General features: G+C 63.1%; 26 protein-coding genes and 1 tRNA gene. 17 read left to right on the forward strand and 10 right to left on the reverse strand.

Going from position 1 to position 25,345, the window contains the following annotated elements; translation table 11 throughout:
* Nucleotides 1-177 precede the first annotated feature (177 nt).
* The 3 genes from HF682_RS07940 to HF682_RS07950 are packed head-to-tail and all read left to right on the forward strand — an operon-like array spanning nucleotide 178 to nucleotide 2,621.
* Nucleotides 178-1,245: an AI-2E family transporter gene (locus tag HF682_RS07940; RefSeq protein WP_205881937.1), complete on the forward strand. Its 1,068-nt coding sequence runs from the start codon at nucleotides 178-180 to the stop codon at nucleotides 1,243-1,245.
* 3 nt (nucleotides 1,246-1,248) lie between these two features.
* Entirely contained in the window at nucleotides 1,249-1,941 is a 693-nt protein-coding gene (gene hda, locus HF682_RS07945; RefSeq protein ID WP_168876642.1) for a DnaA regulatory inactivator Hda, read from the forward strand.
* 17 nt (nucleotides 1,942-1,958) lie between these two features.
* A complete protein-coding gene (locus HF682_RS07950; RefSeq protein WP_168876643.1) occupies nucleotides 1,959-2,621 on the forward strand; it encodes a histidinol-phosphatase in 663 nt (220 codons plus the stop codon).
* 31 nt (nucleotides 2,622-2,652) lie between these two features.
* Here HF682_RS07950 and HF682_RS07955 read toward each other — a convergent pair whose 3' ends face one another.
* The 10 genes from HF682_RS07955 to HF682_RS08000 form a co-directional block, all read right to left on the reverse strand.
* The gene (locus HF682_RS07955) at nucleotides 2,653-4,269 is read right to left on the reverse strand and encodes a cyclic-di-GMP receptor FimW-related protein (RefSeq protein WP_168876644.1); all 1,617 of its coding nucleotides are present in this window, start codon (nucleotides 4,267-4,269) and stop codon (nucleotides 2,653-2,655) included.
* A gap of 4 nt (nucleotides 4,270-4,273) precedes the next feature.
* Nucleotides 4,274-4,714: an HIT family protein gene (locus HF682_RS07960; protein ID WP_168876645.1), complete on the reverse strand. Its 441-nt coding sequence runs from the start codon at nucleotides 4,712-4,714 to the stop codon at nucleotides 4,274-4,276.
* Nucleotides 4,715-4,824: 110 nt separating this feature from the next.
* Nucleotides 4,825-8,676: a DUF3683 domain-containing protein gene (locus tag HF682_RS07965; RefSeq protein WP_168876646.1), complete on the reverse strand. Its 3,852-nt coding sequence runs from the start codon at nucleotides 8,674-8,676 to the stop codon at nucleotides 4,825-4,827.
* Between the two features lie 130 nt (nucleotides 8,677-8,806).
* Nucleotides 8,807-9,220 carry a YqaA family protein gene (locus HF682_RS07970; protein WP_240947084.1) on the reverse strand — a complete coding sequence of 138 codons (414 nt, stop codon included), beginning with the start codon at nucleotides 9,218-9,220 and terminating at the stop codon, nucleotides 8,807-8,809.
* An 87-nt stretch (nucleotides 9,221-9,307) separates the two neighbouring features.
* On the reverse strand, nucleotides 9,308-9,913 hold the full coding sequence (locus tag HF682_RS07975; RefSeq protein ID WP_168876647.1) for a peroxiredoxin: 606 nt from the start codon (nucleotides 9,911-9,913) through the stop codon (nucleotides 9,308-9,310).
* 206 nt (nucleotides 9,914-10,119) lie between these two features.
* Nucleotides 10,120-10,632: an RNA pyrophosphohydrolase gene (locus HF682_RS07980; protein WP_168876648.1), complete on the reverse strand. Its 513-nt coding sequence runs from the start codon at nucleotides 10,630-10,632 to the stop codon at nucleotides 10,120-10,122.
* A gap of 78 nt (nucleotides 10,633-10,710) precedes the next feature.
* A complete protein-coding gene (locus HF682_RS07985) occupies nucleotides 10,711-11,493 on the reverse strand; it encodes a spermine/spermidine synthase domain-containing protein (RefSeq protein WP_168876649.1) in 783 nt (260 codons plus the stop codon).
* Entirely contained in the window at nucleotides 11,490-11,858 is a 369-nt protein-coding gene (locus HF682_RS07990; protein ID WP_168876650.1) for a dihydroneopterin aldolase, read from the reverse strand. The genes HF682_RS07985 and HF682_RS07990 overlap by 4 nt, the downstream gene beginning before the upstream one ends.
* A gap of 47 nt (nucleotides 11,859-11,905) precedes the next feature.
* Nucleotides 11,906-12,664: a pteridine reductase gene (locus HF682_RS07995; protein WP_373282868.1), complete on the reverse strand. Its 759-nt coding sequence runs from the start codon at nucleotides 12,662-12,664 to the stop codon at nucleotides 11,906-11,908.
* Nucleotides 12,654-13,373 (reverse strand): SDR family oxidoreductase, encoded by a 720-nt coding sequence (locus HF682_RS08000; protein WP_168876652.1) that lies wholly within the window; start codon nucleotides 13,371-13,373, stop codon nucleotides 12,654-12,656. Before HF682_RS08000 ends, HF682_RS07995 begins: the two co-directional genes overlap by 11 nt.
* 85 nt (nucleotides 13,374-13,458) lie before the next feature.
* Between HF682_RS08000 and HF682_RS08005 the strand changes: the two genes are divergently transcribed.
* From HF682_RS08005 to HF682_RS08070, 14 genes are all read left to right on the forward strand, one after another.
* Complete coding sequence (locus HF682_RS08005; RefSeq protein WP_168876653.1) at nucleotides 13,459-14,628, forward strand: class I SAM-dependent methyltransferase; 1,170 nt, start codon at nucleotides 13,459-13,461, stop codon at nucleotides 14,626-14,628.
* Nucleotides 14,629-14,681: 53 nt separating this feature from the next.
* Nucleotides 14,682-14,885: a DUF1737 domain-containing protein gene (locus tag HF682_RS08010; RefSeq protein ID WP_168876654.1), complete on the forward strand. Its 204-nt coding sequence runs from the start codon at nucleotides 14,682-14,684 to the stop codon at nucleotides 14,883-14,885.
* Nucleotides 14,878-15,180 carry a DUF1330 domain-containing protein gene (locus tag HF682_RS08015; RefSeq protein ID WP_168876655.1) on the forward strand — a complete coding sequence of 101 codons (303 nt, stop codon included), beginning with the start codon at nucleotides 14,878-14,880 and terminating at the stop codon, nucleotides 15,178-15,180. The genes HF682_RS08010 and HF682_RS08015 overlap by 8 nt, the downstream gene beginning before the upstream one ends.
* Nucleotides 15,181-15,220: 40 nt before the next feature.
* A tRNA-Met gene (locus HF682_RS08020) sits at nucleotides 15,221-15,297 on the forward strand.
* Between the two features lie 195 nt (nucleotides 15,298-15,492).
* Nucleotides 15,493-16,221 (forward strand): phosphonate metabolism transcriptional regulator PhnF, encoded by a 729-nt coding sequence (gene phnF / locus HF682_RS08025; RefSeq protein ID WP_168876656.1) that lies wholly within the window; start codon nucleotides 15,493-15,495, stop codon nucleotides 16,219-16,221.
* Nucleotides 16,222-16,323: 102 nt separating this feature from the next.
* Complete coding sequence (locus HF682_RS08030; RefSeq protein WP_168876657.1) at nucleotides 16,324-17,337, forward strand: putative 2-aminoethylphosphonate ABC transporter substrate-binding protein; 1,014 nt, start codon at nucleotides 16,324-16,326, stop codon at nucleotides 17,335-17,337.
* Nucleotides 17,338-17,389: 52 nt separating this feature from the next.
* Entirely contained in the window at nucleotides 17,390-17,956 is a 567-nt protein-coding gene (locus HF682_RS08035; protein WP_168876658.1) for a phosphonate degradation HD-domain oxygenase, read from the forward strand.
* On the forward strand, nucleotides 17,953-19,068 hold the full coding sequence (locus HF682_RS08040; protein ID WP_168876659.1) for a putative 2-aminoethylphosphonate ABC transporter ATP-binding protein: 1,116 nt from the start codon (nucleotides 17,953-17,955) through the stop codon (nucleotides 19,066-19,068). The genes HF682_RS08035 and HF682_RS08040 overlap by 4 nt, the downstream gene beginning before the upstream one ends.
* The gene (locus tag HF682_RS08045) at nucleotides 19,062-20,762 is read left to right on the forward strand and encodes a putative 2-aminoethylphosphonate ABC transporter permease subunit (protein WP_168876660.1); all 1,701 of its coding nucleotides are present in this window, start codon (nucleotides 19,062-19,064) and stop codon (nucleotides 20,760-20,762) included. The genes HF682_RS08040 and HF682_RS08045 overlap by 7 nt, the downstream gene beginning before the upstream one ends.
* A 71-nt stretch (nucleotides 20,763-20,833) precedes the next feature.
* On the forward strand, nucleotides 20,834-21,934 hold the full coding sequence (locus HF682_RS08050; protein WP_168876661.1) for a 2-aminoethylphosphonate--pyruvate transaminase: 1,101 nt from the start codon (nucleotides 20,834-20,836) through the stop codon (nucleotides 21,932-21,934).
* 11 nt (nucleotides 21,935-21,945) lie between these two features.
* The gene (phnX, locus tag HF682_RS08055; RefSeq protein ID WP_168876662.1) at nucleotides 21,946-22,758 is read left to right on the forward strand and encodes a phosphonoacetaldehyde hydrolase; all 813 of its coding nucleotides are present in this window, start codon (nucleotides 21,946-21,948) and stop codon (nucleotides 22,756-22,758) included.
* Nucleotides 22,755-24,155: an FAD-dependent oxidoreductase gene (locus tag HF682_RS08060; RefSeq protein WP_168876663.1), complete on the forward strand. Its 1,401-nt coding sequence runs from the start codon at nucleotides 22,755-22,757 to the stop codon at nucleotides 24,153-24,155. The genes phnX and HF682_RS08060 overlap by 4 nt, the downstream gene beginning before the upstream one ends.
* A 72-nt stretch (nucleotides 24,156-24,227) precedes the next feature.
* Nucleotides 24,228-24,782: a hypothetical protein gene (locus tag HF682_RS08065; RefSeq protein ID WP_168876664.1), complete on the forward strand. Its 555-nt coding sequence runs from the start codon at nucleotides 24,228-24,230 to the stop codon at nucleotides 24,780-24,782.
* A gap of 98 nt (nucleotides 24,783-24,880) precedes the next feature.
* On the forward strand, nucleotides 24,881-25,339 hold the full coding sequence (locus tag HF682_RS08070) for a GNAT family N-acetyltransferase (protein WP_168876665.1): 459 nt from the start codon (nucleotides 24,881-24,883) through the stop codon (nucleotides 25,337-25,339).
* Nucleotides 25,340-25,345 lie beyond the last annotated feature (6 nt).

Consider the following 25,345-nt stretch of genomic DNA (forward strand, 5'->3'; position numbering starts at 1 on the left):
CGTACTCTCTTTCCGGGGGCAGTCAACGGTACGTTTTGCAACGCGCCGGGCCGGTGTGACTCACACGGGCCGATCAAACAAAAGATTCTTCTGGGCTTCACCCAAGCGCAGGCAACTGTGGAATAATCGTCAGTTCCTTCGCTTAAGCCAGTGATTTCGCTGCGGATTGTACCCGAAATGCGCGCTGCCCGCCCTCTTTTGCCATCATCGGTCTGGATCGGCCTTGCCGTCGTCAGCGGCCTGGCCCTGCTGTGGCTGCTGCGTTCGGTACTGACGCCCTTTCTGGTCGCGGCCATCCTCGCCTACATCCTCTATCCCTGGGTCGAAGCGCTGACCCGCCGCAAGGTACCGCCCACTGCAGCCTCCCTGCTGGTGCTCAGCGTGGTCGGGATCATCTTCCTGGTTCTGCTGATGTTGATCATCCCGCTGTTTTACCGGCAATTTGCCGCGCTGATCGAGCGCATGCCAGCCTTGACGGCCTGGCTGGAAACCCAGGTGGCCCCCACCCTCTCTGCCTGGTTCGGCACGGAGATCACACTCGATGGCAGCCGCCTACAGGCCTTGCTGTCCGGCAATCTGGGCAAGATCAATCAGCTGTTGCTGTCCCTGTTGCCGTCCTTGCGCAGCAGCACCCTGTCCGTGATGGGCACCCTGGCCAATCTGGCGCTGATCCCGCTGGTGATGTTCTACTTCTTGCGGGATTGGCCTCGTCTGACCCACAGTGCCGAGAACATGCTGCCGCGCCGCTTTGCCGCCCGTACTTCGGGTTTGGCCCGGGAAATCGACCGGGTGCTGGGCGAATTCCTGCGCGGTCAGCTCTCAGTCATGCTGGTCATGTCCATTTACTATAGTCTGGTCCTGAAGCTGGTGGGGCTGCAGTTTGCATTTTCGGTCGGGATCATTACCGGCCTGCTGGTGTTCATCCCCTATGTCGGCATGGCAACCGGCTTGCTGCTGGCGACCATGGCGGGCATGCTGCAGTTCGACAGCATGGCGCCCTTGCTGATGGTGTGGCTGGTGTTTGCCATTGGTCAGGCACTGGAAGGCTTTGTGGTGACCCCCTGGCTGGTCGGCGATCGCATTGGCCTGCACCCGGTGGCCGTCTTGTTTGCCCTGATGGCGTTTGGCCAGCTGTTCGGCTTTACCGGGGTGCTGCTGGCCCTGCCATTGGCCGCCTGCCTGCTGGTCGCACTGCGCGAGGCCCGTACCCGCTATCTGAACAGCGCCTTCTATCAGCAGAACTGAATCTTGCAGCAACTGATCCTTGATCTGGCCCCACCGCCCGCCCCGCGTCTGGACAATTTCGTCGGTACCGGCAATCGCGAATTGCTGAGCGCCCTGTCCGCCTGGGCGACGCAGCGCGAGAGCGAGCCTTTCATTTACCTCTGGGGCGAGCCCGGCAGCGGCAAAACCCATTTGCTGCAGGCAGCGCTGGCAGATGCGCGCGAAATGGGCCACATGGCCTTCCTGCTGCAAAATGACCTGTTGCTGGAAGTAGAGGCCGCGGCCATTCCAGGGGACGCCCATGTGGCCGTTGATGATGTCAACTGCCTGAACCCGGCGCAACAGATCGCGGTATTTGCCCTGTTCAATCGCCTCAAGGAAGGCGGGGGATCCATGCTGTCTGCCGGACCGCAGCCGCCGATGCAGCTGGACCTGCGCGATGACCTGACCACCCGCCTGGGCTGGGGGCTCACCTACCGTGTCAACGCCTTGAGTGACAGCGACAAGACCACGGCGCTGCAACGGCATGCCCGCAACCGTGGCATCGTGCTGGCACCCGAGGTATGTGATTACCTGCTGCGCCACTATCGGCGCGACCTGCCTTCGCTACTGAACCTGCTGGACCTGCTGGACCGGGAGTCGCTGGCCTTGAAGCGCCCGATCACCCTGCCGCTGGTCCGTAACCTGCTGCTGGCCTCTGCGCCTTCCCAGCCCTGATGCAAGGATGTACTGCCATGAAACTGGTGATGTTCGATCTCGACAATACCCTGCTGGCCGGTGACAGCGATGTCAGCTGGACCCGCTTCCTGATCGACCAGGGTCTGGTGGACCGTGAGCAATACCACACCGCCAATGAGCGCTTCTATGCGGATTACTCGGCGGGCAAACTCGACATGCAGGCCTATCTGGAGTTTGCCCTGGCGCCGCTGACCCGCTTCTCGCTAGAGGAGTTGAACCGGCTGCATCAGCAGTTCATGCAAGGCTACATTGAGCCGATGATGACCCCACGCGCGCGCGCCGAAGTCGCCCGCCACAAGGCCGAAGGCGCCATCGTGCTCATCATTACCGCCACCAATCGCTTTGTGACGGCCCCGATCGCGGAAGCCTTTGGGGTAGCACACCTGATTGCGACGGAAGCGGAACTGAAGGATGGCCGTTATACCGGCAAATCGTTTGGTACGCCCTGCTTCCAGGCGGGCAAGATCATCCGACTGGAGCAGTGGCTCGCGGAGCAAGGCAAGCAATGGCAGGATTTCAGCGAGACCTGGTTCTATAGCGACTCCCGCAACGACCTGCCCTTGCTGCAAAAGGTCAGCCACCCGGTGGTCGTCAACCCCGATCCGGTGCTGAAAGCCCACGCCGACAACGCCGGCTGGCCTACCCTGCTCTGGCATTAAGCCGCGAGGGGCAGCACGGCCCCTCCCAGCATCAAACCCAGCTGAAGCGGTAACTCTCGTAGTTGCTGCCACGCTCTTGCAGTGCCTGCAGCTTGAAGCGGCGTACTCCATCGGGCAGCTGCGCTTCCAGCACCCGCTCGACCTGAAACACACCAACCGGTACCATCACGGTCGCCAGCTGCAACAGCGAAGGCACATCCGGCAAGAACACCGCCGGTTGCGGCTGAATGGTCAGCGACTGTACGCCAGTAGCGGACACCACCGCAGCCGTGGGCTGCCCCGCCAGCAATTGCACACCCAGCTCAACCTCATTGATGCCAGCCAGCTGCAGACGGCGGACAATCCCCAAGGTATCCGGCACCCGGGCACGCCGGATCATCACCAGCTGGTGCTGCAGCCACTGCTGCCCGGTCTGCTCAGCCTGCAACCGCAGGCCACTGGCACTCTCATCCTGCAGTGACCAACCTTCCAGCGGTGGCAAGTGCAGGGTGTGGTCGCCGCCTTCACGGAAGGTTTCACTGGCCCGCCGCCCAAACAGCTGGAAATCCGCCATACCGCTGGCGCGAATTTCCTTGGTCTCTTTCGGCAATTCAAACAGACGCCCGCTCAGCTGAGCGTAGATACGCGGCCAGTCACCACCGATTTCCACTTCTTCGATGGCTTGGCGACGCGGAAACACGCGGTCGCCCTTCTCGCTCCACAGCCGGTAGAGCTGGCTGAGCAACTGCACCCCTCCGGCCGCAACCAGATCATCCCCCAGATCCGCCACATCCCAGTCGCTGCCATCGCGCAGCATCTTGATGCGCTTGGCGAGGCTGGCCACGACCGGGTCACGGTCGATGTAGCGCGGCTGCGCCGCATCATGCAAGGGCAGGCTGCGTGCCGGCGAACCACCGGCCAAATCAACCTGCAGCGGTGACAACCGCGCCTCCGGAGCCGCAGCCGTCACGTTCAGCTTGAGCGACCAGCGCGACAGCAAGCCATCCACAAAGCGGTACTGCCGCACCGTCATCTGGCTGGGGTTGGACAACTCCACCATCAGCACATGGCAATAAGCCGCCATCGGGGTGGTATAGGGCAGCCCTTCCTGCAGCGTGTCCTTCAGCCGCTTGCCCGCCCAGCCACGCGCCTCAATCTCTCGGTAAATCTCATGCAGGGTATGCCAGCCAGACGGAGGCACTTGGCGGTAGGTGGCATGAAACTCGCTGAACCAGCGGCCCAGGTTATACACGGCGCGCTGACCGGCAAACGGGCCGTACTCCAGCGCGTCCGGGTCGCCCTGCAAGGCGGCGTGCAGCACCAGCCGGTAGCCCGCCTGCATGGCGCGCCACAGCTCGCATACCAGCTCCCATTGCTGCAGGTGCTCTTCGTGAAACGGCAAGGGTCGGTTCAGGTATTTCTTGGCCAGCTCCTCCTGCACCATGGCCACTGGCTCACGCAGCATTTCGAGGATTTTCAGCCGCTCGCGCGGCACCAACTCACACTCATTCTGCTGGCGCAGCAAGGATAGCAACTGCAATTGCGCCGGGGCCACATTGATCAAGGAGATGCCGGACAGCCACAGCTTGCAGGCCTTGGCATCCTGTACCGGGCATTCGGGATTGGCCTGCGGCTGGGGCAGCAGGAACTGGGCGTGATAGTGATCCATCGTCTCAAGACCCCGGCTGGAGGATCCGTTGCAATGCGGCCTGCAATCGGCCAGGCAACGTCGGATCGTCCTGTTTTTCAGTCACGCGCACCGCACTGCCCCAGATTGGATTGGGAAAGTGCCGGTCACGACGGAAGCGGGGAATCACATGCCAGTGCAGGTGTGGCGTCATGTTGCCCAAGCTGGCCAGGTTGATCTTGTCTGGCTGCAGCACCTCACGCAGCACCTGCTCGGTGGCAAACACCACGGTCATCAGTTGCTGACGCTCTGGCAGTGGCAGATCGGTCATCTCGGGCAAGTGGCGGTTCAGGATCACCCGGCAGAAGCCCAAGTAATCTTCATCCTCCACCAGTACCACGCGACAACACGCATCCTGCCACAACACCAGACCACCCGTGGTCTGGCACAGCTCACAGCCTGCGTTGGTGCTCAGTGTGGCAGACATGCGACCCCCATTGGTAATGCCGGACTATAATTGACTTGGCATTCACACGTCAAGACAATGGCATACCTGCCTGCCGGTAACCGACAAAGGGTTGCCCCTGACCGACAGGCTTACAGCAGAATGCGCTCGATTCCGCCTTGCCGGGCTTTCTCCACATACTGGGGCAGCCAATCCTCACCCAGCAGATGGCGCGCCATCTCCACCACAATATAGTCTGCCGTGGTGCCCGCGTCATCATTATAGCGGGACAAGCCTTGCAGACAGGAGGGGCAGGAGGTCAGTACCTTGACGGCGACTTCGGCGTCCCCGGCACGCAACTGTGCGGCATCCCGCCGCATTTCCTCTTCCTTGCGGAAGCGGACCTGGGTGGCAATGTCCGGGCGGCTGACGGCAAAGGTGCCGGATTCACCACAGCAGCGCGCATTCTGCACCACCGGCACGCCCATCAGTTCGTTGGCGACTTTCAGCGGCGCATGCGTCTTCATCGGGCTGTGGCAGGGGTCATGGTACATATACTGCACGCCACTCACGCCCTCCAGCCGCACGCCCTTTTCCAGCAGGTATTCGTGGATGTCCAGCAGGCGGCAGCCGGGGAAAATCTGCTCGAACTGATACTTCTGCAACTGGTCCATGCAGGTGCCACAGGACACGATCACCGTTTTGATGTCCAGGTAATTCAAGGTATTGGCCACCCGGTGGAACAGCACCCGGTTCTCGGTGGTGATGGCGTCGCCCTTGTCCTTGAAGCCCGCGGAGGTCTGCGGATAACCGCAGCACAGATAGCCGGGTGGCAGCACCGTCTGCGCCCCCACATGGTAGAGCATGGCCTGCGTCGCCAGCCCCACCTGCGAGAACAGCCGCTCGGAGCCACAGCCGGGGAAGTAGAACACCGCTTCGCTATCATCCGCCGCCCGCGCCGGGTTGCGGATCACCGGCACGATGCTGGGGTCTTCAATGTCCAGCAAGGCCCGCGAGGTTTTCTTCGGCAGCTTGCCCGGCATCGGCTTGTTGATGAAATGGATCACCTGCGCCTTGACCGTCGGCTTGCCGAGTGAGGCAGGCGGCGTGCTAGTCTGGGTTTTCAGCAAGCCAAAACGCTTGCCGAGCTGATGCCCCATGCGTTGCAGTCGGTAACCCCAGCCGATCATGCTGCTACGGATCAGCTTGATGGTGGCCGGGTCCTTCACTGTCAGGAAGGTCATGGCCGCCGCCGTACCGGGGTTGAATTTCTTTTTGCCCTCGGCGCGCAGGAAATTGCGCATCGCCATGCTGACATTGCCAAAGTCGATCTTCACCGGGCAGGGGTTAGCACACTTGTGGCACACCGTGCAGTGATCCGCCACATCGGAGAGCTCGTCAAAGTGGCGCAGCGACACCCCGCGTCGGGTCTGTTCTTCGTAGAGGAAAGCTTCGGTCAGCAGCCCGGTGGCCAGAATCTTGTTGCGCGGTGAGTAGAGTAGGTTGGCGCGCGGTACGTGGGTGGCACACACCGGCTTGCACTTGCCGCAACGCAGGCAGTCTTTCACCATGTCGGAAATGCCGCCAATCTCACTCTGCTCCAGAATCAGCGACTCCGCCCCCAGCAGGTTGAAGGAGGGCGTATAGGCATTGCGCAGATCGGCCCCCGGCAGCAGCTTGCCCTTGTTGAAGTGGCCATGGGGGTCGATGCGTTGCTTGTAGTCGACAAAGGGCTGCAGCTCTTCCGCGCGCAGGAATTCCAGCTTGGTGATGCCAATGCCGTGCTCGCCGGAAATCACCCCGCCGAGGTCGCGCGCCAGCGCCATGATGCGTGCCACCGCCTGATGCGCAGTCTGCAGCATGGCGTAGTTGTCCGAGTTCACCGGGATATTGGTATGCACATTGCCATCACCGGCATGCATGTGCAGTGCCACGAACACCCGGCCGCGCAGCACCTGCTGGTGCAGGCGCTCCACTGCGGCCATCACCGGCGCATCGGTGCGCCCGGCAAACAGGCCTTGCAGATCCGCCAGCAGCTCCTGCTTCCAGCTCACGCGCAGGATGGAATCGCGCAAGGCGTGGAACACGCTCTGCGGCATTTCATCCGCTTCGGGCTGCCGTTCCAGCGGCGCATCCGGCCAGCGAGCACGGTACAGCTCGAAAGCGACGTCCAGATGGTCCAGCTGCCACTGCCAGCGTTGGGCGACGGCATCAATCTGCGCCAAGGCGGCATCACGGCGGTCACCAATCAGCTCTTCATGGCTGAGCTGGGCATCGCCCTCGTCCAGCGGCAGATTGCCGCTGTGGAAGAACTCTGCCAACCTGGCCAGCAGCTCCAGCTTGTTACGGATCGACAGCTCGATATTGATGCGCTCGATCCCGTCCGAATAGTCGCCCAGCCGGTGCAGCGGAATCACCACGTCTTCGTTGATCTTGAAGGCATTGGTATGGCGGGCAATGGCCGCAGTGCGGGCGCGGTCCAGCCAGAATTTCTTGCGGGTTTCCGCGCTCACTGCAATGAAACCCTCGCCGCCACGCGCGTTGGCCAGCCGCACCACCTGCGAGCAGGCTTCGCTGACCGCAATTTCATCGTCCGACACCAGATCCGCCAGCAACACCATCTTCGGGCGACCCCGGCTCTTGGCCTTGGTGGCATAGCCCACCGCCCGCACATAGCGCCAGTCCAGATGCTCCAGACCGGCCAACTGCACCAGCGGGTGCTGGTCCAGGTAATCCTTGATCTCGACAATGGCCGGGGTGGCGCGGCTCACCTCGCCAAAAAACTCCAGACAGACGGTGCGCACATGACTGGGCATGCGGTGAAGGATGAAGCGGGCGGCGGTAATCAGGCCATCGCAGCCTTCCTTCTGCACGCCGGGCAGCCCGGCGAGGAATTTGTCGGTCACATCTTTACCGAGCCCCACCTTGCGGAAGGCGGCACCCGGAATTGTCAGCACCTCTTCGGAGGCAACAGTACGGTCGTCGTCGGCAAAGCGGATGATACGGAAACGCGCCAGCGCCGCATCATGAATCTTGCCGCGGTTATGGTCCAGCCGGGTCACTTCCATCCAGCGACCATTCACGTCCACCATGCGCCACCAGGCAAGGTTATCCAGCGCGGTACCCCACAGCACCGCCTTCTTGCCACCCGCGTTCATGGCAACATTGCCGCCGATACAGGAAGCGTCGATCGAGGTCGGGTCCACCGCAAACACCAGCCCGCTGGCGTCTGCGGCGTCGGCCACCCGGCGGGTCACCACCCCGGCACCGGCACGGATGGTGGCGGTCGGGCTATCGTGGCCCGGCAGCACCAGCGGTTCGACCTGGCCCAGCACGTCCAGCTTTTCAGTGTTGATCACCGCGCTCAGCCGGGTCAGCGGCACGGCACCACCGGTGTAGCCGGTACCGCCGCCGCGCGGGATGATGGTCAATCCCAGCTCGATACAGGCGCGCACCAGCGGAGCCACTTCGTCTTCGCTATCCGGCGTCAGCACCACAAAGGGGTACTCCACCCGCCAGTCGGTGGCATCCGTGACATGGGATACCCGTGCCAGACCGTCAAAGCAGATGCTGTCGCGCCGGGTCAGCCCGGACAGGCGACGCAGGATGCGCTTGCGCAGCGCCTTGGTTTCCGCAAAGCCATCGGCAAAGCGCTTCACCGCCTCGCGCGCAGCCGCCAGCATCTGGCCAACGCGTGCCTGCTGCTCGCCCTCGCCCTCACTTTTGCGCTTCTCGATCTCGTTCAACCGATGGTAGAGCGCCTCGATCAGGGCTTGCTGACGCTTGGGGTTGTCCAGCAGATCGTCTTGCAGGTAGGGGTTACGCTCTACGACCCAGATATCCCCCAGCACCTCGAACAGCATGCGGGCAGAGCGACCGGTCTTGCGCTCCTGGCGCAGGCTTTCCAGCATGTGCCACATCGGCTCACCCAGCAGACGACTGACGATTTCATGGTCGGAAAACGAGGTGTAGTTGTAGGGAATTTCGCGCAAGCGTGCGGTCATGACGGCGTACCGGGGGCGGATTTAGAATATTAATAGTCGTATTTTGCAACTTAATATTAACTTTGCCTAGCCTTGACAAGCGTCAAAAGCTGCGCTGCAACAAAGAAAAATCACCCTGTATTTCATAGGGTTATAAGCTCATAACCCAATCCAGCAACCACAGTAGCACCGCATAGCGCGCGGCCTTGCCCAACAGCATCCACAGCATGCAGGGCAGCCACGGCAGGCGCAGCCAGCCCGCTGCCAGGCACAGGCCATCCCCCACCAGCGGCACCCAGGAGAACAGCAGGCTGGCTGGCCCCAGCCGCTGCAACCGTTGCTGCCAGCGCCCCATGGCGGGTGGCGGCGCGCGGCGCCCCAGCCACAGCGAAGTCATGCCGCCCAGGGTATTGCCGAGACTGGCCAGCAGCCAGGCGGTCCCTGCCCAGTCCGGCCAGTGCTTGACCAGCGCCAGCAACACCACTTCCGAGCTGCCCGGCAGCAGGGTGGCGGACAGGAAACTGCTGCCAAACAGCCCTGCCAGCGCCCAGACCAAAGGACTCAAGCCATCCGCCACAACATCTCCTTACTGTCGCAGCCCAAAAAAAACGGCGCACAAACGTGCGCCGTTTTCCCAGGTACGTGCCTCGGCTTACAGCTTGTCCGCATTGCTGGACAGGTAAGACGCCACGCCTTGCGGGTTGGCTTGCATGCCGGTGTCGCCCTTGTTCCAGCCTGCCGGGCACACTTCACCGTGCTCGTCGGTGAACTGTACGGCGTCGACCAGACGCAGGATTTCATCCACGCTGCGGCCGATCGGCAGGTCGTTCACCAGTGCCACGCGCACGGCGCCGGTCTTGTCGATCACGAAGGTACCACGGTAGGCGACGGTGCCGTCCGGGGTTTCCACACCGTAGGCCTTGGCGATGCTGTGTGCCATATCAGCGGCCAGGGTGTACTTGACCGGGCCGATACCACCCTGGTTGATCGGGGTGTTGCGCCAGGCGTTGTGGGTGAAGTGGGAGTCGATGGACACGCCCACCACTTCCACGCCACGGGCCTTGAACTGCTCCATGCGATGATCGAAGGCGATCAGCTCGGACGGGCAGACGAAGGTGAAATCCAGCGGGTAGAAGAACAGCACGGCGTACTTGCCGGCGATGGTTTGCGAGAAGCTGAAGTTCTCAACGATCTCGCCATTGCCCAGTACGGCGGGAACGGTAAAGTCTGGGGCCTTGTGGCCAACGAGTGTGCTCATGGTGTTCTCCAATCAGTCAACTAGCAGAAAGGCGGTGGCAGCCCAGCGGACAAGCCGCAATCAGACTACCGCCGTCGTGTGACAGTTCGCATCATGCCCCGCAAGCGGGGAGTGCCGATGTGGCGACAAGGATAACCAGCTACGCCGCTTTGCTCAATCGGGAATGGCTATCAGTGCGATAGCCCTGCCCTATCAGTCAGGGGCGTTCACTGCCCGCCCAGGCGCGCGGCCTCCACCCGGCGCTGCACATGCGCCAGAAAACGGGCCAGCTCGTTGAGCGCACGTTCGTAGACATCCCGTTTGAACTCAATGACACTGTCCACCGGGTCCCAGTAGTCACTCCAGCGCCAGGCATCAAACTCAGGGTGGGTGCTGGCGCGCAAGGACACGTCGCAATCGCGCCCGGTCAGCCGCAACAGGAACCAGATCTGCTTCTGTCCCTTGTAGCTGCCGCGCCATTCGCGGCGCACCCAGTGGGTCGGCACTTCATAGCGCAGCCAGTCACGCGTGCGCCCAAGGATCTGTACATGACAGGCCTTGAGCCCGACCTCTTCTTCCAGCTCGCGGTACATCGCCTGCTCGGGGGTCTCCCCGTGCTTGATGCCACCTTGCGGGAACTGCCAGGAGTGTTCCCGGATCCGTTTGCCCCAAAAGACCTGATTTTTGTGATTACACAGAATAATGCCGACATTGGGGCGATAACCGTCGCGATCAAGCATCGTTATCACCTGCAAGAAACTATTGAACTGGCTTCATTTTTTCACATTTCAGGCAGATTGAACAGGTCGGCACCGGGTTCAGATCAGCAGGGCGCGCTCCGTATGCAGATTTTCATGACGCAAACGGGCCGTCATGTCCTGCATTGGCAAGCCAAAGCTGTCCTCCAGCGTTTCTGCCAGCTCATACAGCGCCTTCCAGCCAGGGTCATTCTGACCACGGCGGAAAGCCAGCACGATGGTATTGCCATGTTTGAAGTCCGGCAGCAGCAGGATGCGGCGGTCGAAAATCACATTGATGCGCTCCACCAGCATCTGGAACTGCGGCGAGGCACGCCACAGGTTGACCACCATGATGCCGTTGGTGGTCAGCGCACGATGCGCAGCCTGGTAGAACGCTTCACTGCACAGATTTTCCGCCAGCTGGTGACTGCCAAAGCCATCCACCATGATCACGTCACTGTGGTTCTCCAGCCCGGCAACAAAGGTACCACCATCGCCCACATGCACTGGCAGGCGCTCGGCATCCAGCGGCAGCATGAACTGGCTGTGCGCCACCGCCACTACTTCCGGGTGCAGCTCGACATTCTCGATCACCGTGTCCGGCAGGTGCTTGTACATGAACTTGGGCAGCGAAGCGCCGCCCAGCCCGAGCACCGTCACCCGCCTGGGGCGATCGTTGAACAGCAGGAAGGACATCATGCAGTGGGTGTACGGCAGCTCCAGCGCAAACGGGTCGCTCAGGCGCATGGCGCTCTGCACGGTTTCCGAGCCCAGATGCAGGTAGCGGACACCGCCTTTTTCGCTGACATTGATGGCCACTTCGTCCTGGCCACCCCGCTGCCGACGCTTGAACCAGCTCATGCGCCCCCCTGCCACTCGGCACGGCTGGTGCGAATCTCGACGCCAACCGCTTCCACATCCGAGTAGGCCTCGAGCTTGGCGCTGGACACACAGACCGCGTGCACCTCCGGCCGGGTAAAGCACAGGTCGACAATGCTTTCCACCAGGGATTCCTGCAGGTTGAAGTGGCGGCTCTTCACCAGTGCCACCACGCCGTCGCGCAGGTAGTCATAATCCAGCGAGTACTGCACGTCATCTGCGGGCAAGCGCTGGTCGTCCAGCTCCACCTCCAGATTGATATGCACGGTCTGCCGCCGCAGCCGCTCGTGCTGGTAAAAACCGATGGACGCCATCAGCCGCAGGTTGCGAAAGAACAGTTTGCGCACAGTTGCCCCGTCATGGTTTGAGAGTGAATGAACCACGTCCTGCGTGGTCAGATGTATACGCTGCGGCCACCATCCACGTTCAGAACATGCCCCGTCACATACGGTGCGTCCAGCAACAGGAAGGCCACCGCCCCGGCCAGATCGGCAGGCTGCCCCGAACGCCGCAAGAAGGTGTGAGCCAGAATCTGCTCACGCGCCTGCTCATCAAAGCCGTCATGGTGCTCCGGCCACAGGTTGACCCCTGGCGCCACCGCGTTGACCCGCACTGTCGGGGCCAGCTCGCCGGCCAGCCCCTTGGTCAGGGCCACCAGCCCGGCCTTGGCCAGCGAGTAAATCAAGTGCCCCGGCATCGGCCGTTCGGCGTGGATGTCGACAATATTGACGATGGCCCCGCCCAGCCGGGTCAACCACGGTGCGGCGGCCTGCGACAGGAACAGCGGTGCCTTCAGGTTGGTCCCCACCAGCTCGTGCCAGGCGGCTTCATCACACTGCCCCAGCGGCGTGGCATAAAAGCTCGACGCATTGTTGACCAGCATATCCAGCCGGCCAAAGCGGGCCACCACCCGCTCGACCAGTGCCGGTAATTGGGCGACTTCCAGCAAGTCTGCCGCAAAGCAGGCGCAGGAGTCTGGCCGGTGTGCATTGAGCTGTGCAGCCAGCTGCTCCGCTTCCTGCTGCGATCCGCGATAGTGAATCGCCACATTGAGACCGCGCTGGTGCAAGGTGCGGGCAATCTCGGCACCCACCCGACGCGCCGCGCCGGTGACCAGCACCACCCGTGGGGAGGTGTGAGACTCAGCCAACACTGCCACCCCCATCCACCGGCAGCAGGTGGCCGGTCACAAAATCGGCTTGCAGCAGATAGTGCATGGCCTGCACCAAATCCGCTTCGCGCAGCGGGCGTTTCATCGCCACCTTCTGCACCATGCGCTTGTGCGCCAGCTCGTTCAGCTCCCCCTCCCGCAATTGCGCAGCGGGGTACTGGATGGCATTCAACCGCACATCGGGTGCCAGCTCAGCCGCCAAGGCCCGCAAGGTGGCGGGCAAGGCCGCCTGCACGGCGCCGTCCAGCCAGTGGCTGCGGCTCACTGCCTGATCCAGCCACCACAGCACCACCCCCTGTTGCTCACGCAGCAGGGGAACCGCCGCCTGGGTCAGCGCCAGCAAGGGCCCCAGCCGCTGCGCCAGCTCCAGCTCCACCGCTTCCGGCAGCGGCAGGCCGGGCCGTTGTGGCGGCTGCAGCAACAGCACATCCAGACGCCTCCACAATTGCTGCACTTCGCGCAGCAGCGCCTGGGCAGTGGCCTCGGAATGCACATCGGCCTGCACCCGGCAGACCCGGCTGGCAGGGGCCGCTGCCAAGGCAGGCGGCAGCGGCAAGGGACTGTGCCACACCAGGCGATAGCCTGCCTGCAGCAGGGCCTCGGCCAGCGCAGGCCACGGCGACGCAGCGCCGGACAGCAGCGCCACCGGCATCATCTCGTCTGGAGTCGCAGAGCGTGTAGGATTCATCATGGCGATTGTAGCAGTCCGCCCTCAAAAACCGTAGCCACTTGCCCGCCATGGTAAGCTAGCGGCTTTGTATACCTGTTGTTGTATCGTGCATATTTCTGGACACACCCCCTCACTGCCGGAGCCGTCGGCGGACGCGCTGGCGCTGTCGCAACGTCTGCTGGCCCATATCCGTGACGCCATTGCGGCGGCGGGCGGCTGGCTGCCTTTTGTCGAGTATGAAGCGCTGGCGCTGTACGCGCCGGGCATGGGCTACTACAGCAACGGCAGCGTGAAGCTGGGGCAGGAGGGTGACTTCACCACCGCACCGGAGCTCTCCAGCCTGTTCGGGCAGACGCTGGCACGGCAAGTGGCTGAGATCCTGCCGCATACCGGCCGCCAGATCATTGAGTGCGGCCCCGGCTCCGGCAAGCTGGCGCTGGACCTCCTGCGGGAGCTGGAGCGGCTGGACTGCCTACCGGAGAGCTATGCACTGCTGGAAGTGAGTGGCGACCTGCGCGAACGCCAGCAGCAGCGCTTTGCAGAACAAGCCCCGCAGCTGCTGCCGCGCCTGCGCTGGCTGGACCAGTTGCCGGAGCAGATCGACGGTGTAGTGCTGGGCAATGAGGTGCTGGACGCCATCCCCACCCATTTGCTGCGCTGGGAGAAAGACGGCGTACATCAGCTGGGCGTCGTCTGGCAGGATGACGCCTTGCAGCTGGCCGCGCGCCCGCTGACCGACGCCGACTTGCTGGCCCAGGCGGAAGCGCTGCCGGTTGACGCCCCTTACCAGAGCGAAGTGCAGTGGCAGGCCGCGGGCTTTGTCCGCACGCTGGCAGAGCGGCTGCAGCGCGGCGTGATCCTGCTGATCGACTACGGCTTCCCGCAGCGCGAGTACTACCACCCGCAGCGCGTCAGCGGCACCCTGATGTGCCATTACCGCCACCATGCCCACCCGGACCCGCTATGGCTGCCCGGCCTGCAGGACATCACCACCCACGTTGATTTCACGGCGATGGCACTGGCAGGCGTCGAGCAAGGGCTGGAACTGGCGGGTTACACTAGCCAGGCATTGTTTCTCGCCAATGCCGGCATCACCGAATTGCTGCAGGAAGCGGACCAGACCGATCTGCCGCGCTGGCTGCCGCTGGCCAACCAGGCGCAGCGACTGATGAGCCCGGCGGAGATGGGCGAGCTGTTCAAAGTACTGGCGCTCAGCCGCCACTACCCGCATCCGCTGCGGGGCTTTGCCATGGGCGACCGCAGCCATACACTGTAGCCCCCGCGCGGACGACTGCTGGTGTTGTTTAACCCTGACCTTGAGGATCTGCCATGACGACGCTACCACCGGATAACCTGCCCAGCTACCGCCTGTTGACCGGGCCAGACGACGCGCAATTCTGCCATCGGGTCAGCGAGGCCCTGGCCTTGGGTTACGTGCTGTACGGCTCGCCCGCCGTCACCTTCAATGGTGAGCGGGTGATTGCCGCCCAGGCGGTCATCTGGCCGCATAGCGTGGCAGCATCCCATGCTTGAAACGACCGGCGTGCTGGTGATGGGTCAGGTAACCGTGCACGATGAGGCACTCTGGGCACGCTACCGGCAGCAGGTACCCGCCACGCTGGCCCCGTGGCAAGGCCGGGTGCTTGCACGAGGTACCTTGGGGCCGGCGCTGTGCGGGCAACCACAAGGTGAGCAGGGGGTCATCCTGCATTTCCCCAGTCAGGCACATGCCGAAGGCTGGTACGGCTCACCGGCTTATCAGGCTTTACTGCCCTTGCGACAGGCCGCCGCTGACATGAGCTTGATGCTGATGCACAGCAACACTTGACAGTCTCCATATTCCTGTGGATAATGCGCGACTCTCGTGTGGCGAATTAGCTCAGTCGGTTAGAGCAACGGAATCATAATCCGCAGGTCCCCCGTTCGAGTCGGGGATTCGCCACCAGTCATTCCAAAAATGGCCCGCAAGTATGCGGGCCATTTTTCATTTGTACTGCCCTAATCCGGCCATGGGTCCTTTCGCCCTGGGCCTCTTCAGAGAAAACACCTTGTTGCCGCATGCTGTAACAAGGCTGCGCTTACATCCCGCCCCTGCTTCGTGCTATGTTGATGCGCTTGAGTGCTCATCCTTCACGCCGCCATGTCCTCCACCCCTCTGCCCGTTGGCAGCCCCTTGTGGCTGCAGATTGCCACCACCCTCAGCCAGGACATCCTGGCGCATCAACTGACAGGTCGCCTGCCCAATGAGCAGGCGCTGGCGGCGCGCTTCACCGTCAACCGCCACACCATCCGTCAGGCGGTCCAGCACCTGAAAGACCGGGGGCTGGTGCGCATCGAGCGCGGGCGCGGCACCTTTGTGCAGGAGGACATGATCGCCTACCGGCTGGGCCGCAACAGCCGTTTCTCGCACAGCCTCACCGTGCAGCACCTGGTCGGCTCGGTCGCCATCCAGTCCCACCAGGCCGAAACCGCCAGCGACGCCGTATGCGCCCTGCTGCAGTTGCCCGCCGGCAGCAGCGTGCTGCGGGTGGAATCGCTCGACCTCGCCAACGGCGAAGTGGTCAGCGTCTGCACCCAGTACTTTCCCCTGCCGCGCTTTACGGACTTCAGGACGGTCTACCGCAACAGCAGCAGCACCAGCGATGCCTTCCGACAGATGGGCATAGCCCGTTTCAGCCGGGTACTCAGCCGGGTCAGCGCCCGCATGCCACGGCTGGAAGTGGCGCAAGCGCTGCAGATGGGCCGCCAGCAACCGGTGCTGTATGTCGAGAGCGTCTACGCCGATGAAAGCGGCCAGCCCATTGAATACGGCATCACCCGCTTCCCCGGCGACCGCGTGCAGATCGAAGTCACCCCGGATACGCTGTAGTTTTTTTGCCCGCAAATACATCTAGACGTCCAGATGTAAACAGACTGTCATATTTCCCCGGTACAGTGGCGCCGTTCTCACTCACCACCGGAAGGCAACATCATGCGTACCTCCCCTACCCTGCTGGCCGCCATTCTGGCGCTGACTGGCTTGACTGCTGCTGCAGAAACCACCCTCACCGTTTACACCGCACTGGAAGCCGACCAGCTGAAGGCCTACCAGCAGAAGTTCGAGCAGGAAAACCCGGACATCAAACTGCGCTGGGTGCGCGATTCCACCGGCATCATCACTGCCAAGCTGCTGGCCGAAAAAGCCAGCCCGCAGGCTGATGTGGTGATGGGTGTGGCGGCTTCGTCGCTGCTGGTGCTGGAAAAAGAAGGCATGCTGCAGGGCTATGCGCCGAAGAACGTGGGCAAGCTCAGTAAAAACTATGTGGATGATGGCAGCACCCCGAGCTGGGTGGGCATGGATGTGTGGGGTGCCACCGTCTGCTTCAACACCGTCGAGGCTGCCAAGCTGGGCCTGAAAAAGCCGGAGAGCTGGAAGGACCTGCTGAAGCCAGAGTACAAGGGCAAGATCGTGATGCCGAACCCGGCCTCCTCCGGCACCGGTTATTTTGACGTCACCGCCTGGCTGACGATTTTTGGTGAAAAAGACGGCTGGGCTTACATGGACCAGCTGCACCAGAACATCGCCCAGTACACTCACTCCGGTTCCAAGCCTTGCAAGCAGGCAGCAGCCGGTGAATTCCCGATCGGTATCTCCTTTGAATACCGTGCCGCCAAACTGAAAGAGGGTGGCGCACCGCTGGACCTGGTATTCCCGAAAGAAGGTCTGGGCTGGGACGTGGAAGCGACCGCCATCATGAAGGGCACCAGCAAGCTGGACGCCGCCCGCAAGCTGGCCGACTGGTCCGCCTCAGTATCGGCCAACGAGCTGTATGAAAAGAACTTCGCCATTGTCGCCATCCCCGGCATTGCCAAGCCGAATGCCTTTATCCCGGCGGATTACGAAAAGCGTCTGGTGAAGCAGGACCTGCGCTGGTCGGCCAGCAACCGTGACCGCATTCTGGCCGAGTGGATCAAGCGCTACGACGCCAAGTCGGAACCGAAGTAATTCCATTGAACAGGGGGCAGCCTGTGACTGCCCCCGCACCTGGAGTCGCACCATGCGCCTGGCCCCGCTTCCCCATCTGGATGCACTGGAAGCCCTGCTACTGGAAGCTGGACATGATCTGTACAGTGGTGAAGCGGTCAGCCAGCTCGAGCATGCGCTGCAGGCGGCTTATGCCGCCGAGCAGGAAGGGGCCAGCGCCGCGCTGATTACCGCCGCCTTGCTGCACGACATCGGCCATCTGCACAGTCAGCAGCAAGCCAGCGACCTCGCCGCCGGCATCGACGACCACCATGAGGCGCTGGCGGTACAATTGCTGCACGATCTGTTCGACCATAATGTGCTGCAACCGATTGCCCTGCATGTGGCAGCCAAGCGCTATCTGGCAGCGGCAGAGCCTGGCTATCTGGACAACCTTTCCCCCGCTTCCACCTGTTCGCTGACCTTGCAGGGTGGCCCGATGAGCGAGGAAGAAGCCGCGCGCTTCCGCCTGCGTCCCAACGCGGCGCAGGCCATTGCCTTGCGGCGCTTTGATGAACTGGCCAAAGTTCCCGGCCTGCCCACCCCACCGCTTAGCCATTATCTGACCATCGCCGTCACCGTGATGAAAGCCTGCCCATGAAAACCGACCCCGCTCACCGCTTGCTGGATGCCCCTTACCCCTACCGTGATGCCGAGCCCTGCCTGCAGCTGCACGGCTTGAGTAAACGCTTTGGCAACCAGACCGTGCTGCAGCAGATCGACCTCACCGTGTATAATGGCGAATTCATCAGCCTGCTCGGCCCTTCCGGCTGTGGCAAGACCACCCTGCTGCGCTTGATCGCCGGGCTGGATCAGCCCGATCAGGGGCGGATCGAACTTCATGGACAGGACGTCACCCGCCTGCCCCCGGCCCGCCGTGACTACGGCATCGTGTTCCAATCTTACGCGCTGTTCCCTAACCTCAATGTGGCCGACAACATCGCCTACGGCCTGCGCGGCAACAAGGAAGCCCGCCGCAAGCGGGTTACCGAGCTGCTGGCACTGATCGGGCTCGACGCCTACGCCACCCACTACCCGGCCCAGCTCTCTGGCGGCCAGCAGCAGAGGGTGGCGCTGGCGCGGGCACTGGCCACCTCACCCAGCCTGCTGCTGCTGGACGAACCCCTCTCGGCGCTGGATGCCCGCGTGCGTGAGCACCTGCGCCGAGAGATCCGCCAGTTGCAGCAGCAACTGGGCATCACCACGGTGATGGTGACGCACGATCAGGAAGAAGCCTTGACCATGGCCGACCGGGTGGTGGTCATGCATCGTGGCGGGATTGAACAATCCGGCACCCCGCACCAGATCTACCGCCAACCCGCCAGCCCGTTTGTTGCCAGCTTCGTTGGACAGGGTAATTTTCTGCCTGTGCAGATTAACGATGATGGCCGGGTACAGCTCGGCGAACACCACTATGCGATCCCGCATACGCTAGCAGTCGGACAGGCAGCCAGCCTGTTTATCCGTCCGGAAGACCTGCGGCTGCACCCGGAAGGCGAGCTGCCGGATCACACCGTCTGGGCCGAACGCGACAAGCAGGAGCTGCTGGGCGCGCTGTACCGCATTACCCTGCGGGTGCCGGCCTGGGGGCAGCACACCGTGCAGGTAGACCTCGGCCATGAGGCCCTGTCCCGGCTTGGCCAGGCACAGCGGGTGGCACTCAGCCTGCCGCTGGAACGCGTGCATCTGTTCCCGCAGGAGGCCACATGCTGAGCCTCAGCCTCTCCAGCCCCCGCAGCCTGCGGTCCACCCCGGACGAACATACTGCCCGCCTGCTCGGCTGGCTGCTGCTGGCCCTGCTCGCGCTGATGGTGCTGGGCCCGTTGGTGGCCATTCTGGGGCAAGCCGTGCTCAGCCCGCAGGGGCAATGGCAAGGGTTGCAGGTCTTGCAGCAAACACTTACCCAACCCGGCACATTGGCCGCCACGCTGGGCAGCTTGAAAGTAGCCCTGGCCACCACGGCCCTGGTCGTACCGCTGGCGTGCGCCTACGCCATGGCGCTGACCCGGGTCGCTCTGCCGGGCAGGGCATTGTTCCGCCTGCTGGCGCTGCTACCCATACTGGCACCCTCTCTATTGCCTGGCATCTCGCTGGTTTATCTGTTCGGTAACCAGGGTCTGCTGAAAAGCGTGTTCCCGGACGGTGGCATTTATGGCTTTGCCGGCATCCTGATTGGTGAGGTGTTCTATACCTTCCCGCATGCGCTGATGATCCTGCTGACGGCACTGGCAGTAGGTGATGCCCGCTTGTACGAGGCCGCGCGCACCTTGGGAGCAGGGCCATTGCGCCGCTTCTTCACCCTCACCCTGCCTGCTACCCGCTATGGCCTGGTGTCAGCCACACTGGTGGTGTTCACCCTGGTGGTCACCGACTTTGGTGTCGCCAAGGTGGTGGGGGGGCAGTATCCCGTACTGGCCATCGAGGCTTACAAGCAGGTGATCGGTCAGCAAAATTTCCCGCGTGGAGCAGCCATCGGCCTGCTGCTGTTGCTGCCAGCCGTGCTGTCGTTCGGGGTAGACCGCTGGCTGCAGCGGCATCAACGCAATATGGTCAGCAGCCGGGCCCAGCCACTGCAAATGGTGAATACCCCACTGACCCGCACAATCGCTGTGCTGGTGTGCAGCGTGATTGGCGGTGCCTTGTTGCTGTTGCTGGGGACCGCCATCACCGCTGCTTTCATTCGTCAGTGGCCTTATCAGCTGGACCTGACGCTGGCACACTTTGATTTCGACATGGTAGATGGCGGCGGCTGGCTGGCCTTCGCCAACAGCCTCAAGCTGGCACTCGCTACCGCAGTGCTGGGCAGCCTGTTGGTATTCGTCGGCGCCTGGTGCAGCAGCCGGGTGCGCGCGGCACGGCGGCCTGGCCAGTTACTGCATGCGCTGGCCATGTTACCAATGGCGGTGCCCGGCATGGTGCTGGGGCTGGGTTACATCTTCTTCTTTAACCACCCAGAAAACCCGCTGCACGGCCTCTACGGCAGCATGACCCTGCTGGTACTGTGCTCAGTCGCACACTTCTACACCACCGCCCACCTGACTGCGCTGACCGCGCTGAAGCAGCAGGACCCGGATTTCGAGCCGGTGGCGGCCTCGCTCAAGGTATCGCTGTGGACCACGTTGTGGCGGGTCACCCTGCCCGCCACCCTGCCCGCCATGCTGGAGACGGCACGTTATTTCTTTGTGTCGGCGATGACCACCGTCTCGGCAGTGATCTTTCTCTACACCCCGGACACCGTGCTGGCCTCGGTTGCCGTGCTGAACATGGACGACGCCGGAGATACTGCGGCGGCCGCCGCCATGGCCAGCCTGATCGTGTTCAGCTCAGCCATCGCCTGCCTGCTGTTTGCCCTGCTGTCCCACGGCCTGCTACGGCGCAGCCAGCGCTGGCGACAGCCTCGCCCCTAACACTGTGACCGGGTTGCGGCCCGGTCTTTTTTGAACCCGCATAGACATCTAGACCACTGGAGTAGCACACCATGCGCGAACCCATCCTGCTCACACCCGGCCCGCTGTCCACCAGCCTCGCCACCAAGACCGCCATGCTCACCGACTGGGGCTCGTGGGATGACCGTTTCAACGCGCTCACCGCCAGCGTCTGCCGCGACCTGCTGCAGATCGTGCACGGTGAAGCCGAGCACGTGTGCGTGCCGCTGCAGGGCTCCGGCACCTTTGCTGTCGAAGCGGCCATTGGCAATCTGCTGCCGCGCACCGGCAAGCTGCTGGTGCTGGTCAACGGTGCTTACGGTCGCCGTATGGCGCAGATTGCTGCCGTGCTGGGGCGCGAACATCAGGTGTACGAAACCGCCGACGATACCCCGCCCAGCGCCGAGCAGGTGGCACGCCTGCTTCAAGCCGATCCGGCCATCAGCCACGTTGGCGTGATTCACTGTGAAACCAGCACCGGCATCCTCAATCCGCTGGCCGATATTGCCCGCGTGGTACAGCAGGCCGGTCGCCGTCTGATTGTGGATACCATGTCCAGCTTTGGTGCCCTGCCGCTGGACCTGCGCAGCCTGCCGCTGGACGCGCTGATTGCCTCGAGCAATAAATGCCTGGAAGGCGTGCCGGGCATGGGCTTTGTCATCGCCCGCCGTGACAGCCTGCAGGCCAGCCGGGGCAACAGCCACTCACTGGCGATGGACTTGCTGGCACAGTATGAATACATGCAGCAGACCGGGCAGTGGCGCTACACCCCGCCCACCCATGTCGTCGCTGCCCTGCGCGCGGCGCTGGACCAGTATCTGGCAGCGGGTGGTCAGCCCGCCCGGCTGGCGCGTTATCAGGCCAACGCCGAACTGCTGATCGAGCGGCTCTCCGCCACCGGGCTCAAGCTGTTCCTGCCGCCAGCACTGCAAGCGCCGATCATCCTGACCTTCCACGCGCCGGACCACCCCGGCTACCGCTTTGCCGATTTTTATCAGGCGGTACGTGAGCGCGGCTTTGTGCTGTATCCGGGCAAGCTCACCCATCAGGAAACCTTCCGTATCGGCTGCATCGGCGCCATTGACCACGCAGAGATCGAACAAGCTTGCGCCGCCATTGCGCAGACCATCACCCACTTTGGCTGGAATCGTTAAGGAGTCACCCCATGTTGTTTCATCGTCTGGAAGCCCTGATCCTGGATTGGGCCGGTACCGTGGTGGATTTTGGGTCGTTTGCCCCCACCCAGGTGCTGATTGATGTGTTCCGCAGCGAAGGCATCGCAGTCAGCATGGCTGAGGCGCGGGTGCCGATGGGCCTGGCCAAGTGGGACCATATCCAGGCGCTGGGCAAGCTGCCCGGCGTAGCTGCCCTCTGGCAGGCTCGTTTCGGTAGCCCGATGTCGGATGCCGACGTTGACCGCCTCTACCAGCAGTTCATGCCCTTGCAGATTGCACGGGTGGCCGAATACTCCGCCCCCATCCCCGGTGCGCTGGACACGCTGAACGCGCTGCGCGCGCGCGGCCTGAAGATTGGCAGCTGCTCCGGCTACCCCCGGGTGGTGATGGACCGCCTGCAGCCGCACGCCGCCGCCTGCGGTTACAGCCCGGACCATACCGTCGCGACTGATGACCTGCCCGCCGGGGGCCGCCCCGGCCCGTGGATGGCACTGGCCAATGTGCTGGCACTGGGCATTGGCGACGTGCGCCACTGTGTGAAGGTGGACGACACCGCCCCCGGCATCCATGAAGGCCTGCGTGCCGGGATGTGGACAGTGGGCCTCTCCGCCAGCGGCAACGCGGTGGGTCTGAGCGCGGACGACTGGTTCGCCCTCACCCCGGCGCAACAGGCCGAGTATCGCACCCCGGCGGAAGCGTTGCTGCGCGAGGCCGGGGCTCATTATGTGGTGGATACGCTCTCTGCACTGCCCGCCGTACTGGACGACATCGAGCGTCGCCTGCTGGCCGGTGAACGACCTTGAGCCCGCAACCGTTCTGGTTTGCCGATGCGCTGGCGCAAGAAGCCAGCGCGGCGCTGCCGCCACTGCAGGGCGAGCACACGGCGGATGTCTGCATCGTCGGTGGCGGCTTTACCGGCCTGTGGACCGCCATCCAGACCCGCTTGAAACGACCAGACTGGCGCATTGTGTTGCTGGAAAAAGGGCGCTGCGGTGGCGGCGCCTCCGGCCGCAATGGCGGCTGCATGCTGACCTGGTCCACCAAATACGCCAGCCTGTGCCATTACTTTGGCGAGCGGGAAGCCGCCTGGCTGCTGCGCGCCTCGGAACAGGCGGTATTCGACATCGCCAGCTTCTGCCAGCAGCACGGCATCGACGCCGACCTGCGGCTGGGCGGGGCCGTCTACGCCGCCAGTAATGCCGCGCAGCAGGGCCGCCTGCAGCCGGTATTGCAGCAATTGGAACAAGTGGGGCTCAACCGCTGGCAAGCGCTGGACGACCCCGCCACCCAGGCGCGCAGTGGCAGTGCGCTGATGCGCGATGGCGCCTGGACCGATGCAGCGGGCAGTGTCCACCCCGGCAAGCTGGTGCGAGGCTTGCTGCGGGTGGCGCGTGTGCTCGGTGTCGAGGTCCATGAGCACAGCCCGGTGCAGGCGGTGAAAGGCAGTCAGCCAGTACAGGTGAGCACGGATCAAGGCATCTTGCACGCGCCGAGGGTGGTGCTGGCGCTGAACGCGGAAACCCCGGCGCTGCTGCCGCAGTTCGCCCGCCATCTGCTGCTGGTCTCCTCCGACATGATCATCACCGAGCCCGCCCCTGCGCAGATTGCGGCACTCGGGCTGGACCAAGGGCAGGCCGTGTGCGACCTGCGCACCTTTGTCCACTACTGGCGCAGCACGCCGGATGGCCGCCTGATGCTGGGCAAGGGCGGCAATCTGCTGCCCTTTGGCAATCGCCTGCATCCTGCCTTTGATGCCCCCAGTCGTTACCAGCCCATGCTGCATCACGCCCTGCGCCGCTTCTTCCCCAGCCTCGCCTCCGTGCCGCTGGCGCGCAGCTGGACAGGAGCCTCGGAGCGCTCAGCCAGCGGTTTGCCCTGCTTTGGCGAGTTACCCCGGCAGCGTGGTGTGTACTACGGCTTTGGTTATTCCGGCAATGGCGTGGTACAGAGCCATCTGGGTGGCCAGATCCTCAGCAGCCTGCTGCTGGATGAAGACAATATCTGGACCCGTAGCGGACTGGCTCAAGGCCCGCAAGCCAGTTTCCCGGCCGAGCCGATACGTTGGCTGGGCGCGCAGCTGGTGCGCGGTGCCATCCGCCGGGTGGAGGCCGCCGAAGACCGCAATCAAGCCAGTCGCTGGCTAGACCGCAAGCTGGCCGGGCTGGCCAGCATGGCGGGGAAAGCTGACGCCCGGCATTGATGGTGAGACAACCGGCTTGTGAGGGCGCACAACCTGCACCTATACTGGCCAGACTTTGCCATGGAGTCTGCCATGTTCGGGTGGTCAAACCGGGTCCTCCCCCTGCTGCTATTGGGGCTGGCTTTGCCCAGCATGGGCTTGTATCTGCCCCGCCCTCAGTTGCCGGATCACACCCGCCACTGGACCCTGCACGCCAATGGCTATGGTCCCATCCGGATCGGCATGACGGTTGCGGAAGCCGAAAAGTGGCTGCGCCTGCCGCTGCTCGCCGATGGCCCTACTGACAGCGACTGCTACCACGTCAGCCCCGGTGCGCCGGAACCGGCACTGACCTTCATGGTTCGGGCGCAACGCATCAGTCGTGTCAGTCTGTTTGGCCAAAGCAGCATCCACACGGACACCGGCTTGCAGGTCGGGGACCGTGAGTTGCAAGTGTGGAAGCGACTCGGGCGTAGTGTCAAAGCCAGCCCGCATACCTACGGTGGTGAGGATGACCATTATCTGACCTGGTGGCGTAGCGACAAACCAGGCCACTATCGAGGCATCCGCTTTGAAACCAGTAACGGTAAAATCGCTGTGATCCATGCAGGTGATGACAGTATTGAACTGGTTGAAGGCTGTTCCTGAGCTGCATGGTGGCCCACCCCAAACCACCCGATTGGCCCTAGCAACCACACCTTTTCTTTTACACACTGCAGACACTTCTTCCCATCCAAGGTGTCTGCATGTCCTTACTGATCCGCCCGATTACCGAACACGATTTTGAGCAATGGCTGCCGCTATGGCTAGGTTATAACGCATTCTATGGCCGCTCCGGCGACACCGCCCTGCCGGAGGACATTACGCAACTCAGCTGGCAGCGCTTCCTCAGCGAGAGCGAACCAATGTATGCCCTGGTGGCCGAGCGGGATGGCAAACTGGTGGGCATGACGCACTATCTGTACCACCGCAGCACCATCCTGCGCGGGCCAAGCTGTTATCTGCAGGACCTGTTCACCGACCCCAGCTGCCGGGGGCAAGGGGTGGGCCGCCAGCTGATCGAGGCGGTGGCTGCACGCGCCTTTGCCAGCGGTGCCGAACGGCTGTACTGGGGCACCTATCAGGACAATGCCACCGCACGCCGCCTGTACGACACCGTGGCCAAACACACCGGCGGCATCATTTACACCTATAACCGCCCCTGAGCCACA

Source organism: Leeia aquatica (assembly GCF_012641365.1).
GTDB classification, from domain to species: domain Bacteria; phylum Pseudomonadota; class Gammaproteobacteria; order Burkholderiales; family Leeiaceae; genus Leeia; species Leeia aquatica.

Excerpts from the sequence above, each read along its gene's own strand:
- HF682_RS07940 (WP_205881937.1), top strand. The coding sequence starts at position 178 with ATGCGCGCTGCCCGCCCTCTTTTGCCATCATCGGTCTGGATCGGCCTT.
- HF682_RS07950 (WP_168876643.1), top strand. The coding sequence starts at position 1,959 with ATGAAACTGGTGATGTTCGATCTCGACAATACCCTGCTGGCCGGTGAC.
- HF682_RS07955 (WP_168876644.1), bottom strand. The coding sequence starts at position 4,269 with ATGGATCACTATCACGCCCAGTTCCTGCTGCCCCAGCCGCAGGCCAAT.
- HF682_RS07960 (WP_168876645.1), bottom strand. The coding sequence starts at position 4,714 with ATGTCTGCCACACTGAGCACCAACGCAGGCTGTGAGCTGTGCCAGACC.
- HF682_RS07965 (WP_168876646.1), bottom strand. The coding sequence starts at position 8,676 with ATGACCGCACGCTTGCGCGAAATTCCCTACAACTACACCTCGTTTTCC.
- HF682_RS07975 (WP_168876647.1), bottom strand. The coding sequence starts at position 9,913 with ATGAGCACACTCGTTGGCCACAAGGCCCCAGACTTTACCGTTCCCGCC.
- HF682_RS07980 (WP_168876648.1), bottom strand. The coding sequence starts at position 10,632 with ATGCTTGATCGCGACGGTTATCGCCCCAATGTCGGCATTATTCTGTGT.
- HF682_RS07985 (WP_168876649.1), bottom strand. The coding sequence starts at position 11,493 with ATGAGCTGGTTCAAGCGTCGGCAGCGGGGTGGCCAGGACGAAGTGGCC.
- HF682_RS08000 (WP_168876652.1), bottom strand. The coding sequence starts at position 13,373 with ATGATGAATCCTACACGCTCTGCGACTCCAGACGAGATGATGCCGGTG.
- HF682_RS08010 (WP_168876654.1), top strand. The coding sequence starts at position 14,682 with ATGACGACGCTACCACCGGATAACCTGCCCAGCTACCGCCTGTTGACC.
- HF682_RS08015 (WP_168876655.1), top strand. The coding sequence starts at position 14,878 with ATGCTTGAAACGACCGGCGTGCTGGTGATGGGTCAGGTAACCGTGCAC.
- phnF (WP_168876656.1), top strand. The coding sequence starts at position 15,493 with ATGTCCTCCACCCCTCTGCCCGTTGGCAGCCCCTTGTGGCTGCAGATT.
- HF682_RS08030 (WP_168876657.1), top strand. The coding sequence starts at position 16,324 with ATGCGTACCTCCCCTACCCTGCTGGCCGCCATTCTGGCGCTGACTGGC.
- HF682_RS08035 (WP_168876658.1), top strand. The coding sequence starts at position 17,390 with ATGCGCCTGGCCCCGCTTCCCCATCTGGATGCACTGGAAGCCCTGCTA.
- HF682_RS08040 (WP_168876659.1), top strand. The coding sequence starts at position 17,953 with ATGAAAACCGACCCCGCTCACCGCTTGCTGGATGCCCCTTACCCCTAC.
- HF682_RS08045 (WP_168876660.1), top strand. The coding sequence starts at position 19,062 with ATGCTGAGCCTCAGCCTCTCCAGCCCCCGCAGCCTGCGGTCCACCCCG.
- HF682_RS08050 (WP_168876661.1), top strand. The coding sequence starts at position 20,834 with ATGCGCGAACCCATCCTGCTCACACCCGGCCCGCTGTCCACCAGCCTC.
- phnX (WP_168876662.1), top strand. The coding sequence starts at position 21,946 with ATGTTGTTTCATCGTCTGGAAGCCCTGATCCTGGATTGGGCCGGTACC.
- HF682_RS08065 (WP_168876664.1), top strand. The coding sequence starts at position 24,228 with ATGTTCGGGTGGTCAAACCGGGTCCTCCCCCTGCTGCTATTGGGGCTG.
- HF682_RS08070 (WP_168876665.1), top strand. The coding sequence starts at position 24,881 with ATGTCCTTACTGATCCGCCCGATTACCGAACACGATTTTGAGCAATGG.